Source organism: Stenotrophomonas sp. 80084_Sma (assembly GCF_056481995.1).
The window spans coordinates 2,583,454-2,596,228 of sequence record NZ_CM151177.1 but is presented as its reverse complement, the minus strand read 5'-3'; the positions used below and the strand labels follow the sequence as shown (position 1 = coordinate 2,596,228).

Below are 12,775 nucleotides of genomic sequence, written 5' to 3'. Positions count from 1 at the left end.
TGCTGTTACAGGCCCAGTGCCTTGGCTTTCAGGGCGTCATAGTCGCTCTGGGTGATCAGGCCCAGGTCCAGCATTTCCTTGGCCTTCTTCAGCTTGGCGACCGGGTCATCCGCGGCCGGAGTGACCGGCTGCTGCATGCCACCCACTCCGAACATGCCCGAGGCCATGCCGACGCCGACCAGGCCGGCCGCGCCGCCGTTCTCACCAGCCGACTGGATGCCCTGGGCGACACTGGCCTGCAGGTTGGAATTGCCGCGCGAGCCCGACAGGGCATCGGCGCGCTGCAAGGTCTTCAGCAGCTCGCGGGTATTGGCGTCGTACTCGATCGAGACAATGGCGGTCTTGACGATGGCCAGGCCACGGTCGGACTTCCACTGGTAACCCTGTTCGACCGCAGCCGACAGGCTCTGCGCGAAGCCCAGCGAGTCCTGCTGCAGCTTGGTGATGCGGTTGCCCTTGCTCGGGTCGTTGGTATACAGGCTGAAGGCCGGCGCCAGCGAACCGACCACTTCATTGAACAGCTGGCTGGCCGCGGCGTTGTCCAGATCGGTGAAGTCGAACACCTGTCCCGGCTGCAGGTAGCTGGCCGGTACGAAGTTCTTCACGAACAGGATCGGGTCGACGATCTTCAGCGTGTACGAACCACGCGTGACCGCGCCGACCTGGGTATTGAGGAAGCCGTCGTCCCAGTAGATTTCCGATTGGGTGCCGAAGCGGTTGTCCGGCAGTTCCTTCAGCGAGACGAAGTAGGCCGCCTGCTGCGAGCCCGGCTGGCCGCCGAACTTGAAGCGCTCCCAGCTCTGCTTGATGAAGGTGCTGACCAGGCCGTCACCGGCGAAGATCGACTGCGAGTTCAGATCGTCAGAGCGCCACTCGTAGCCGCCCGGTTCGGCAACGAACGCGGTGATCGCGCCGTCCTGGAACAGCAGCAGACCGTAGCCCTCCGGCACGATGATCTTCGAGCCGTTGGTGATGATGTTGGACGAGCCGCTGGTGTTGGAGCCGCGGCCGGCATTGGTGCCCTGCGGCACCGCCGCGAACAGCGCCGCCGTGGACGGCAGGCCCGCCGGCACGGTGTAGAAGTCCTTCCACTGGTCGGCCAGCACACCGCCAACCGCACCCTTCACCGCCTGTACCAGACCCATGACCAACTCCCTGTGATTCGAGGGCAGGCACCATGCCTGCCGAGCTGGACTGAATATAGCAGTGGCCGGGGGCGGCTGTGGTGCCGGTGGGTGAATGGGCACCGTGGAACCTCTGTAATAGTCCGGTCGTTGATTCTGCCGCCGACTCCGGGCCTAATCGGTGGAGGGGCAATGACGTCCCAGCCGACGCTGTGTCGGGTCTAGCCAAGGAGGGTGCAGAGCATGCAACGCCACATATCCGAAGGGCGTAGTGCGCAGTACTACGCGCTTATTGAACCGTTGAACGAGCCAGAGGAAGGCGAAGAAGATCGAGGGGCGCCGTTGCTCATTGATGCGATTCCGGTAGATGGAGCGAAGAACTATCTGGAGTCAGGGGCGGATCTCCCCTCCCTTGATTTCCTGCTGGCATATGCGGAAGAGGGGAGGGGGCCAACCGACCAGCTTCTGTATGAGACGATCCAGCTGATCACACTCTCCGATACTCCCTCCAACGGGGCGATCCCGGTGTCAACGGCCGTTCTGGACGATCGTGGTGACGGCGAGCGAGAGCAGCTGTTCATGACGATTGAGAAGATGTCGCCTCAAGATGTTGAGGTCTGCGGAACAATAGGCAGGTTTTCCGTCGGCAGGCCTGCAAGTGAGGCTGGCATCAGAAAACTGCTGAAGAATGCAGAAGCGGGAGCACCCCATGGCATCGCGATCTATGATGTAGGCCAGGCAAACTTCAACGCGGTTGTCGATTGCAACGAACATCCTCGCCTCTTCTTTGATTTCGGCCGCCCGATTGGGCTCAAGGCCAGAACCAAACCACTGCTTGTCAATTTCAATCCTCTTGCGTTCAATCATGCTGAACCAGTCGTGCTCTCTCATCTGGATCAGGACCATTGGCTGTTTGCTGTGGAGTCCGGTGGGGCGGCCTGGGACTCAACAGAAAAGTACTGGAAAACAGCCCCGAAGTATCGCGATAGTGCCCTGCAAAGGAAGTGGATTGTCCGTCTGCCAGAGGGTGTTCTGTACAGGGGAAGCCACATTCATTTCCTGCGGACGCTAGCGAGTAATGGTTCACTTTTCGTCTGGCCTGAAGGGAGTGTCCACATTCAGGGGGCGAGCATCGGAATATGGTCCTGTTCGCCCTCCGCCGGCTCACCGAACACCCAGAGCTACCTGAAGAACAACAGCTCGCTGGCACTCAGGGTTGAGTCTGCGCGCGCCGTCGCTGTGCTGTGTGGTGACGCCGAGTACGGCTCATTTGACTCAAACGCTTTGGACGGTGTAACTGCTGTAGTCGCTCCACACCACGGCGGTTATATCCAGTTCGGAGCGACACCAAATGTGCGGGGCCCGGGCCGCATGGTCCTGTCGACGTATGAGAATGCCTACCCGAGCGTGCCCCATGACCAAACCATCGCCGATGCGCTGAACAACGGCTGGTTCGTAACTCGCACGGATGCAAGACATAGCTGTGGCCGATGCGGCAACGTTCATGGCCACAAGTACATTCCACTCGCTGGAACCCAGCCAGAATGTGGATGTGGAGTTGTCACTTCTGCGCAGATCTGCCTGCCGCACGTGCAATAGGACTCCAGCTGGCTACAACATGTACGGAATCTTGAACGCCAACGTGAAGTCCGGCGCATCCGGGGTCAGCCCGATGCCCAGCAACGTCACCAGCGTGGTGTGCTGGTTCAACGCATAGGTCACGCCCAGGTTGAGTGATGCCGCATTGGCATCACTGCCGATTACCTTCATCCACTTGCCGCCCTGGAAGCGGGTGGAAGCGCGTGCGCTGATGCGGTCACTGAAGGACAGGCTCAGGCTGGTCCGCTCGTTGAATGCGAAGGCCACGCCTGCGCCGAAGTACACCGAGCCGCCCAGCTTCACATCGCCCGGGTTCACCGTGTCCGGATTACTGTCGATGTCGTTGAACCCGCGCGGGATGGAGTGCACGTAGCCGATGTTGGCAAACAGGATGGCCGGGTCGGCGGTCTTCACCATCGACAGGCCCAGGTTGGCCTGCCATACGCCATTGCCAGTGGGTTGCTCGCGCGGCACGGCGAAGCGGATGTAGTCGTCGTCATCGCGCTCGATCACCTTCCAGTCCAGGCCGTAGGGTGCGCGCCCGGTGGGGGCGGTGACGCCGGCGGTAAGCACGGTCTCAGGGCGCCAGCCGCGTTCGCCGAACAACCGGTAGTTCGCACTGAGCCCGATATCACCCAGACCGTTGCCGTTGGTCTCTTCCTGTGCAATGGCGGCCGCTGCTCCGCCGGCGCCGCCCTTCTGGTATACGGTGCGCCGGGCCAGGTAGGGCACGTCCAGGTTCAGGGTCAGGTTCGGGCTGACACCCCAGCGGGCCGCCACGTTGTAGGTCAGCGAGTCGGACTCCACGTTCTCGATGGCGATATTGCCGAGGAAAATGGCGTCCAGCGCGAGGAAGCCGTTGAGGGTGAGCTGCTTGCGGTCGTAGCGGGCGTAGGTGAGGCTGTTCTCGATGGTGAAGCGGCGGGAGAACAGGGCCGATTGCTGTTGCTTCACGTCGTCCACGCTGCGCCGCGACTCCTGCTTGGCCTGTTGCGCCTCGGCGGCGGTACTGGCGTAGCCCTCGCTGCTCGGTGGGACCGCGGCGGCGGCTGCCTGCGCCAATGGTGCGGCCGGTGGGGCTGTGACCGGGCCAACCCGCCCGCTCAAGCGCGCCTGCATGGCCTGGACCTGCATGTCCAGTTCGCGCAACCGCCGCACTTCCTGTGCGTAGTTGGCCTTCAGCTGTTCCAGCTGGTTGGCCAGGGCCTGCACGTCAGCGCCATCGTCGGACGTCGGCGGTGCGGCAAGGGCGGTGCCCGCCAGCGCCGCCAGCGCCAACGGGGTGATCCTCATCAGGGTGTGCATGTTGGTGTCCTGCGTTGTGGAGCGTTTCCCCCAATGCCAGGCCCTGTTACTGGCCAGGCCCCATGCCGCGGTTCAACGCAATCGCCTGGGCCACGTTCTGGCTCAACGGCAGGTTGCTGCCCACGGCGTTGCGCACCAGCTCCAGCCGCAGCTGGTTACTGGCGATCTGGCCGTCACCGGCGAGGGCGATACCCTGGCCGACGCTGCCATTGCGGATCCACTGCTGCACCAGCCCCTGGCCATCCATCTGCAGCAGCAGGCGTGCCTGGTTGCCTTCCAGCATGGCGGTCGCGCTGGCGCCGGCCTGCTGCGCGGTGACGTTGCCTGCGCCATCAGAGAGAACGGCTGGCACGCCACCCTCGCGGACGGTCAGCGTGGTGACGTTGCGCGCGACATTGCCATCGCCGGCCACCTGCACGCTCTGCACCAGGCCGCTGGCGTTGGCCAGACCGCTGCTGTCGATGCTGCGTCCGTGGGTATCGGGCAGCGGCGCATCGGCTGCCGTGACATGCACGCTGGGCTGGAAACTCAGCTTCGGCGCGCCACCACCACGGAAGTCCATGCCCAGGGTGAGGCTGCCCTGCAGCGTCGCGCCGTTGCTGGCCTGCCACTGCGACACCATGCTGACCCCGAACCAGGCAACGTTGTTGCCACCCACGGTGTAGCGCCCCCGCATCAGGCTCAGTTCCGGGTCCGGAATTTCCTTCAGGCCGCGACCGGGAGCACCCTCTGCCGCCTGCAGAGGCAGGGAAGGGAAGGCCAGCAGCAGAGCCATCATCATCGGTTGGCGGAACATGGTCGAACCTCCTTCAGAACAGGTCGGCGTGGCTGAAGCCGAAGTCGACCAGTTCGGCATCGGTGATCGGCCCTTGCCGCGCGTAGAGCGCGCGGGCGCTTGGCCGTTCGCTGGGTTGCAGAAGAGCGGTGTTGCGATCGAAGTCGCTGCCGATCACCACGAAGACCGCGCGCGATGGCCAGGCGGCCAGGAACTCCGGAAGGGCCAGGCTGCGGTTGCCCAGGATCGGGTCGGCCACTTCCACGATGCCGTTGCGCACCTGCTTGAGCACCACGAAATGGCGGAAACCGCGCACGTCCATCAACACCAGTCCTGGCACGCGAAGGGTGCGCAGTCGTGTTTCATCGATGCGGTAGCCCCGACCGCGCATGCCCAGCGATTCCACGTAGCGCTTGATGTCGAGCAGCGAGAAGCCGCGCTCGGCTACCAGAGCGGGATCGGAGACCCCCATCATTCCCTCGATCACCGTCGCCTCGTCGGTATCAAGGTGGTAGGCGTGGCGCAGGATGGTGGCCAGCGCGGCGGCCCCGCAGCTGTAATCGGTGTGCTGCCGCACCACGTTGCGGTAGCGCCGCTCCTGCATGCTCTCCACCTTCTGCTGCAGCAACGCGCCATTGGGCAATACGCCGCTGAAGCGCACCTCGCCCGCCCACGCGGAGGCGGTACCCAGCAGCAACAGCATCGCCAGCAGGCGCATCGAGAGGCGGCAACGGATCATCACGTTCTCCGGCAGCAGGGGGGAGCCCCTGTCCCAAGGGGGAGGAGGAACAGGGGCTCCCGGGAACCCGACCATTGGCGGACGGCCGGGGTGTTGCGCCTACTCGCCGCTACCACCACCGCCGCCGGTGCTGGGCTGGGCGACGGCCAGGGCCAGGCTGTTGGCCTGCAGGTTGCCGGTGCCTGCAGCCACGTTCACGCCGATGTTGCCGGAGGCGCCGGAGAAGGCGCTGCCGGACAACGCCGAGGTGTTGGTGGCGTTGACGTTCACCCAGCGCGTGGTGCTGACCGTGCCGCTGAGGCTGGCGTACAGATCGGCCACGCCCAGTTCGACGAACTGGCTGGTGCCACTCTCACGCGTATCGAAGCCCAGGCCGCCCACCCCCGGCCGGTTGGGGTTCATCGTGGCGTTCTGGATCTGGTTGTCCAGGTCGATGTGGCCGGTGCTGTTGCCACCCGGGTGTGGCAGCTCGCCACTCCACGTATCCAGGTAGTAGTTGGCCATCTGGTAGGCGTTGCCGGTACCGCGGTAGGTGCCCGCGCCATAGGCCAGCGTCAGGCCGCTGACGCCGCCACGCATGCCGACCTGCACGGTATCCGTGTAGGACTGCACGAAGCCGGCATTGCTGACCGTGTTGCCGGTGGAGACCTGGTTGGAGCTGATGCTCGACTGCGCCACTGCGGTGGTCGCTACCGAGGCCGCAAGCGCGTTCTTCTGCTCGTTGTTGTTGCCCGAGGCGATGTTCACGCCGATGTTGCCCGAAGCACCACCGAAGGCGTTGCCGCCGAGACCTGCGGCGTTGGTGACCCCGGAGTTCATGGTGGCGTTGCCGAAGCCGGCCTGGTTGACGAACACCTCGGCGTCGGCCATGCCGAAGCTGAAGGACGCGTCGGCAGCGGACAGCGACGCGGCATTGTCCTGCGCGTTGTTGTCGCCGGACACCACGTTGAAGCCGAGATTGCCCGAGGCGCCGGCACCCACGCTGTCACCGATGGAAGCACTGTTGGTGACCAGGCTGTTGCTGGTGACGTTGTTGCTGATCGACTGGCGGTTGTCGATCACGGCAATGGCCGCCGAGTCGAGGTCGATGTCGCCGGTGATGTTCGGGTCACCGGAGAAATTGATGTCGGTGCTCAGCCGCAGGTCCTTCTCCAGGTTCACGTCGACGCCGTGGTTGTTCTTTTCCTTGCGTTCGTCGGCCTGGATGTTGCTGTGTTTCTGCACATTGACATTGACGGTGCGGTTGCGTACGTCGTTGTCGGTATGGTTGTGGGTGTCGTTGCGGGTTTCGCTGACGGTGTGGTTGTGATTGATGTTCGCGTTGGCGTTCTGGTTGTCCCAGCCATTGGCCGCAGCGGCGGTCGAGGCAGTGGCAATCGCCATGGCGAGCATGGTCTGTTTGACGGTCGCTTTCATGGTGCCCTCTCTCTCATCAGGTGGTGCATCGGTTGGGTGGTTGTCACGGGCGGTCCTGCACGACCAGGCCCAATACGTTGGCTGTGTCGTTGCCGTTGCCCGCGATCTGATTGAGTTGCAGGACCCCGTCGAATCCCCGCAGTGCGGTGTTGCCTACACCTGCGCTGCGGGTGCCCGTCGCGACGCCGTGACCGGTGTCGTCCCGCCCCCCTGCCAACGCGGAACCCTCGGCGGCCAAGGCCGTATCGTCGGTTTCGCGTATGCCCTGTCGGGCCAGCGTCGCGCTGACGACGTTGAGCGTCGTGTTGGCGATGCCGCTGGCCTGGTTGATGGATGCGATGCCACTGGCACCGGCCAGTGCGTCACCGCCGATGAATGCAGTGGCCTGCAGCGGTCCGGACAGCACGCGGTTGCCCTGCTGCAGTTGCCGCGCATTGATCGCGACATCGGCGCGATCACCCTTGGCGATACCCCGTAGGTTGGCCTGCACGTTGAGGTCGCCGGCGGCCTGGTTCACGGCGATGGCGCCATTTGTTCCGGCAAGTGCGTGGCCGTCGATGCGGGCCACGTCGAGATAGGCGAGCATGCCGCTGTAGTCATCGGCCCGGGTCGCCCAGGGCGCGGCAGCGAGCAGCAGAAGCAACCCGTGCAGGGGCTTCATTTTCCACCTGCCGGGGCCGTGCCCTGCAGCGGGAACTGGGCCAGTGCGCCGCGCACGGTATCGGCGATACCGCGGGTGCTGCTGCCGACCGCACCGAGCGGCCCACTCATGGCACCCCCCAGATTGCTGCCGACCATGCCGTCGCCACTGCGGCCCAGCGTGCCGCCCAGGGCCTGCTGGGTGACCCGTTCAACGGTGGTGCCACCCGGAGCCCCGATGGACGCAGCCTGGCCGGCGCCCATGCCGGCATAGTCCTCATCGCTCAACTCGTCCATGCCGGTTGTTGTGCCGCCGGCACCCAATGCGGTGGCGATCTCGCGCTGCGGCTTCGGGTCGGCAATCAGCGCCATGCCCGGCGGTGCCATGCGATATGCCGGGCGCGCGGATACATCCCGCAGCAGGACGATCTCGCCCGGTTGTGCCTTCACGCCTTGGCGGGCGCCGGATGCGGATGCGCCCGCGCCAACCGACAGCAGGGCCACTGCCAGTGCTGCGGCCAGGCCGCGAATCAGGGTGGAGCCGTCCATGCCGATCTCCCGCGATGGGTGCGGCGGAACCACGCATCAACCGTGCCAACTCCGAAGTGCCCACCGGCCAATGTCGGCACCGTGCCGCACCTGACCGGGCTGCTGCCACGCTGTTACAGGCACGTCGTGGAATTGTTGGGATTTCGAAGCCCCAGGCACCGCAGGGCAAGGGCGGCGGGCGACTGTCGCATCCGTGTTACAGGTGGCGTCGCGGTCTGCAACGGTGCCGCTTCAGCCAGGAATTTCTTGACGCACTGCTCATTGCGCCGCCGTTTAGGGAAGCGCTAGGATCCGCCCAACAAAGGCCGCCCCGGTGGCCGTAGAGGTCCCGGCGGGGGGCGGCACGCCGGTGATTGCCTGACAGTCCGCCGACAGTGTCCGGATGCTGGGGGAAGCATGGCAGCGGTCCCGGAGGCTTCAACGTCACGTTGCGTGCTCTGGTTTGGCGAGCCGTTGGCGAACGAGCGCAGTGCGCTGGCGGCAGCAGGCTGGTATGTGCGCAGCATCCGTCCCGATCCCGCCATGGCGATTGGCCTGCGCGGGCGCGATCGCTTGCTCGCCGTGCTCGATCTGCGCCACCTCGATGCGGTCGCGCTGCAGCTGCTGGTACCGTGGATCGAGCAGCACCAGCATCTACCCTGGCTGGCGGTACTGCCACCGGGTGGCGGACCTGCTTCAGCGGCCTGGCTGCCGTTGCTGCAGCGATGCCGTTCCCGCTTCACGCTGCCGTTCGGCCTGCAGGATCTGGTCTGCGCAATGCGCCAGCAGTTCGACGCGGATGATCCGCCTGTCGACGCAACCTGCAGCAGGCAGGGACCGCACGCATTGATTGGCGAAAGCGCTGCGCTGCATGCGGTGCGCACGGTGCTGCACAAGTTCGCGCCGGTGGAGCTGCCGGTGCTGGTCACCGGCGAAACCGGTACAGGCAAGGAACTGGCCGCACATGCGCTGCATGCGTTGTCGGGGCGTGCTGGCAGGCCTTTCATTGCGGTGAACTGTGGTGCGATTCCGGCCAACCTGGTGCAGTCGGAGCTGTTCGGCCACGAACGTGGCTCGTTCACCGGTGCCGACAAGCGGCAGATCGGCGTGTTCGAATCCGCGCACGGCGGCACGGTGTTTCTGGACGAAGTCGGTGACCTGCCGTCGGAGGCACAGACCAGCCTGTTGCGTGTACTGCAGGAAGGCACCTTCGAGCGCGTCGGCAGCAGCCAGCCGTTGCGGGCGGATGTGAGAGTGCTGGCTGCCACCCACGTGGAACTGGAACACGCGGTGGCGCAGGGCCGGTTCCGCAGCGATCTCTACTACCGTCTGAACGTGCTGCGCCTGCTCATGCCACCATTGCGTGAGCGCGGTGCCGATGTGCAGCTGCTGGCCGAACACTTCCTGCGCTGCTTCCGGCAGCGGCACAGCGTGCGTGCACGCGGCTTTGCGCCGGCCGCACTGCAGGCCATGCGGCGTTTCGAATGGCCCGGCAACGTACGCGAACTGCTGAACCGTGTGCAGCGTGCAGCGATCATGGCCGAGGGCGAGCTGATCAGCGAGCGTGACCTGGAGCTGGGCGCATCGGTGGCGGTCCTGCCTGGGGCGATGCTGCACGATGCGCGGGGCCAGGCCGAGCGCGATGTGCTGCTGCAGACCCTGCGCCAGACCGGCTACAACGTTTCCGAGTGCGCGCGGCAGATGCAGATCTCGCGGGTGACGGTGTATCGCCTGTGCCGCAAGCACCGGCTGGAGCTGCCTGCGCAGCGCTGATCAGCCGGCCGCCAGGTGCTTGAACAGGCGCAACGGCTTGCCCGTGACGCGCTCGATCACGCCCTTGGCTTCCAGGTCCAGCTGCACGGCCTTCAACCACCAGCCGGCGGTGGCGCCTGCCGGGAACAAGGCGGCGGGCAGGTGCGGCAGCAGCGCCTGCTTGGCCTGCGCAACGGTCAACCCTGGCGGTTGCGCAGGCAGGGTCTGCAGCAAGGCATGGCGCATGGCGAGATACTTGGCACGATCCACGCGCTGGATGTGCCCGGGCGTGGTGATACTCTCGATCTCGATCTCGATCTCGATCTCGATCTCGATCCGCTCGGGCTCAGACATGGCTATCTCCCGCGACTTCGATGCGAGGGCTGCGGAAGCCCATGGCGATCCACGCCTTCATCAACCGTGCATAGAACCGCAGCGACCGGGTCTGCAGGTTGGGCACATCGTCCGGAAGGACAGACGCATCAGGAAGATCACTGACCATCGTCCGCATCTCCACGACGGGTCTTTCCGATGCGGGCCACAACAGGCCATACAGGCTCAGCCAATGGCCGCCACTGAACTCCAGGAACAGCGGCGTATTGCAGCAGCCCGCCAGGACGCGGCGGCTGCCGCCCCTGCTGGACAAGCGCAACGCACGCAGCATGGAATGTCCGGCATCGATGCTGACGCGATCCTTGCGGTGCATTACGAAAAGCGTCTGGCCATGCGGGCCCAGTACTTCGGGTGCTCGGTGCAGCGACTGCAGCATGGCGCCGGCCTTGCGGCAGCTGTCGCAGCAGCATTCGACGGTGGCAATGGGTTGGCCCGTGGCGGTCAGGCGGACCTGGCCGCAGGCGCAGGCAAGGGACTGATGGGAGGGCATCTGCATTTTCTCCTGGGGTATTCATCCTCTCGACGAACCGGGGCGCCGGGAATCGACAACATCCGCCTTCAAGGGCGCTTCATCCAGTAGCGGATGCGGTACAGGTCCAACCCTGCACCGTCCGCACGCCGCGCCGAATAGGTCAACATGCCGGGGTGCGAGCCATCCAGCATCGCGCCGTAGCTGTCGCCGGAGGTTTCGTTCAAGGGCGAGGGCAATGCATGGCCCGCGTCATAACGGCCTCCACGTTCGTAGGCAATGAACTGGCGCACCGGTGCGCTGCCGAAGTCGAGAGCGCGGGCAAAGACCACAGTACGGCCATCCCCGAGGAAGGTGGCATCGAACTCCTGCGCCGAGGTATTGAGGTCTCCGGGCATTGGCCGCGCGGGCTGCGCCTCACCACGGACCATCGCTACGACGTAGAGGTCATGGCCACCCGCACCGCCTGCACGATTGCTGGAGAACAGCAGCGTGGCTGCGTCTGGCGAGAGCATCGGCGCAAACTCATCGGCCGCGCTGTTCACTGCGGGGCCAAGATTGACCGGCTCCCCGAATCGGCCGTCGCTCCCCACGCTGACCCGATACAGATCGTCACCACCCTGGCCGCCTGCTCGATCCGAGCAGAAATACACCGCGCGGCCATCGGCGGAAAAGGCGGGATCGAAGTCACGTCCCGGCGTGTTGAACGGCACCGGCGTCGCCGGCCGCCAGCGCTGCCCGTCGTGGCGCGAAACCCATATGTCATACCCACCCGGACCGCCGGGCCGGTTGCGGCTGAACCACAGTGCGGTTCTACCGTTCGGGCTCAAGGTCAGTCGAATCTCGTCGTATTGCGTGGATGCAACGCCCGGGGCGAAGCGCTCGGCGGGTCCGACGATCCGTAGCACCCTGGATGGAGACGCGGGAGGCGACGCAGCAACCAGCAGCATCACGGCCAGCAGCGCCTTCATGCCTGTCGCTCGAAGTCGCTGACCCAGTTGGTTTCCCAACTGCGTCCACCATCGGTCGAGGCCGCCTGTTCCCAGCGCGCCGAACGCGGGGTGATGCGTGACCAGATCACCCGGGTCTGGATTGTTCGACCGTCGTGCTGGTCTTCGCCGAAGAAGCGGCCGACACCGGCCTGGAAACCACCGCGCAGCGGCGCGCCGATCCGGGTCGGTTCCCGGCCATCCAGCCACCAGCTCAGCCAGTGCCGCTCAGCCGCATTCCAGGCGCGGATGCCCATGCCGCGCAGCGGCGCTCCTGGCACGTCCATCAGATTGTCACCTACGTTGCCGAATCCTCCCAGTACCGGCCAGTTGTGCAGGGTGCCGTTGAACGCGTCCCACGCATCGCTGCCTGCCAGCCGGGCGCGCAGGCGACGATGGCGCACGTTCCAATGGCCCACCAGGAAATCAAAATCGCCCGGTGCATCCGGCAGCGTCGGAAGCGGCGAGGGGGCCGCAGCCGTGCGGCGGAACCAGTTGCGCCAGTTCACCTCCCAGTGCGCACCGGCGTCGTCGGAGAATGCCTGTTCCCACCACGGCTCCTCGCCGTGGATGGCGTGCCACCGGAACCACACGTCGATGGGGCGTCCGTCGATCCGGTCGGTGCCGCGGAAGCTGCCGGCATCGCCCTTGAAACCGCCGCGTACGGGGGCTTCGATATGGGCAGGATTGCGGCCATCGATCCACCAGATCGACCACGTGGAAGACACCGGATCAAAGGCACGCACGCCCAGGCCCCTGTAGGGACCCGAAGGCAGTGCCATGACGTTGTCATCGATGGTGCCGAGCCCGCCCAGGGTGAGCCAGACCGCGCTGGCGCCGGTGAAGGCTTCCCAGCGGGTATCGCCCACCAGCCGCTCCTTCAGGCGTTGGTGCCGGACCTGCCAGGTGCCCTGCAACCATTTCCAGTCATCGCTGTGACTGGCCAGGGCCCACCCGGAGGGCAGGGCGGTGGACGCGGCCGTGGCGGCCAGGGTGACCAGGAACTGCCGTCGATCCATATGCGTGATCCCCTACCGAAGGTACCCC

General features: G+C 65.4%; 13 protein-coding genes. 2 read left to right on the top strand and 11 right to left on the bottom strand.

Translation table 11 applies throughout. The features are described from left to right. Positions 1–5 precede the first annotated feature (5 nt). Entirely contained in the window at positions 6–1,145 is a 1,140-nt protein-coding gene (locus ACZK3W_RS12065; protein ID WP_197615904.1) for an SPFH domain-containing protein, read from the bottom strand. 222 nt (positions 1,146–1,367) lie between these two features. On the opposite strand from ACZK3W_RS12065, the gene ACZK3W_RS12060 reads away from it, so the two are divergent. Then, the gene (locus ACZK3W_RS12060) at positions 1,368–2,723 is read left to right on the top strand and encodes a ComEC/Rec2 family competence protein (RefSeq protein ID WP_478449934.1); all 1,356 of its coding nucleotides are present in this window, start codon (positions 1,368–1,370) and stop codon (positions 2,721–2,723) included. Positions 2,724–2,735: 12 nt separating this feature from the next. Here the strand turns inward: ACZK3W_RS12060 and ACZK3W_RS12055 are convergent, their stop codons facing one another. The 6 genes from ACZK3W_RS12055 to ACZK3W_RS12030 form a co-directional block, all read right to left on the bottom strand. Then, positions 2,736–4,028 (bottom strand): transporter, encoded by a 1,293-nt coding sequence (locus tag ACZK3W_RS12055; protein ID WP_032127219.1) that lies wholly within the window; start codon positions 4,026–4,028, stop codon positions 2,736–2,738. A gap of 46 nt (positions 4,029–4,074) precedes the next feature. Beyond that, positions 4,075–4,824, bottom strand: coding sequence for a hypothetical protein (locus ACZK3W_RS12050; protein WP_197615902.1), 750 nt, complete (start codon positions 4,822–4,824; stop codon positions 4,075–4,077). Between the two features lie 13 nt (positions 4,825–4,837). Then, on the bottom strand, positions 4,838–5,542 hold the full coding sequence (locus ACZK3W_RS12045; protein ID WP_032127221.1) for a C39 family peptidase: 705 nt from the start codon (positions 5,540–5,542) through the stop codon (positions 4,838–4,840). Positions 5,543–5,641: 99 nt separating this feature from the next. Next, positions 5,642–6,958: an adhesin gene (locus ACZK3W_RS12040; protein ID WP_125894785.1), complete on the bottom strand. Its 1,317-nt coding sequence runs from the start codon at positions 6,956–6,958 to the stop codon at positions 5,642–5,644. Positions 6,959–7,001: 43 nt separating this feature from the next. Then, positions 7,002–7,619, bottom strand: coding sequence for a hypothetical protein (locus tag ACZK3W_RS12035; RefSeq protein WP_197615901.1), 618 nt, complete (start codon positions 7,617–7,619; stop codon positions 7,002–7,004). Then, the gene (locus ACZK3W_RS12030; protein ID WP_197615900.1) at positions 7,616–8,146 is read right to left on the bottom strand and encodes a hypothetical protein; all 531 of its coding nucleotides are present in this window, start codon (positions 8,144–8,146) and stop codon (positions 7,616–7,618) included. The genes ACZK3W_RS12035 and ACZK3W_RS12030 overlap by 4 nt, the downstream gene beginning before the upstream one ends. Positions 8,147–8,542: 396 nt before the next feature. Here ACZK3W_RS12030 and ACZK3W_RS12025 point away from each other — a divergent pair, with 396 nt between their 5' ends. After that, a complete protein-coding gene (locus tag ACZK3W_RS12025; protein ID WP_197615899.1) occupies positions 8,543–9,898 on the top strand; it encodes a sigma 54-interacting transcriptional regulator in 1,356 nt (451 codons plus the stop codon). On the opposite strand, the gene ACZK3W_RS12020 is transcribed toward ACZK3W_RS12025, so the two are convergent. From ACZK3W_RS12020 to ACZK3W_RS12005, 4 genes are all read right to left on the bottom strand, one after another. Continuing rightward, complete coding sequence (locus ACZK3W_RS12020) at positions 9,899–10,231, bottom strand: DUF6958 family protein (protein ID WP_197615898.1); 333 nt, start codon at positions 10,229–10,231, stop codon at positions 9,899–9,901. Then, positions 10,224–10,766, bottom strand: coding sequence for a GFA family protein (locus tag ACZK3W_RS12015; protein ID WP_197615897.1), 543 nt, complete (start codon positions 10,764–10,766; stop codon positions 10,224–10,226). The genes ACZK3W_RS12020 and ACZK3W_RS12015 overlap by 8 nt, the downstream gene beginning before the upstream one ends. Positions 10,767–10,828: 62 nt before the next feature. After that, positions 10,829–11,710 (bottom strand): PD40 domain-containing protein, encoded by an 882-nt coding sequence (locus tag ACZK3W_RS12010; RefSeq protein WP_197615896.1) that lies wholly within the window; start codon positions 11,708–11,710, stop codon positions 10,829–10,831. Beyond that, the gene (locus ACZK3W_RS12005) at positions 11,707–12,747 is read right to left on the bottom strand and encodes a hypothetical protein (protein WP_197615895.1); all 1,041 of its coding nucleotides are present in this window, start codon (positions 12,745–12,747) and stop codon (positions 11,707–11,709) included. Before ACZK3W_RS12005 ends, ACZK3W_RS12010 begins: the two co-directional genes overlap by 4 nt. Positions 12,748–12,775: the final 28 nt, after the last annotated feature.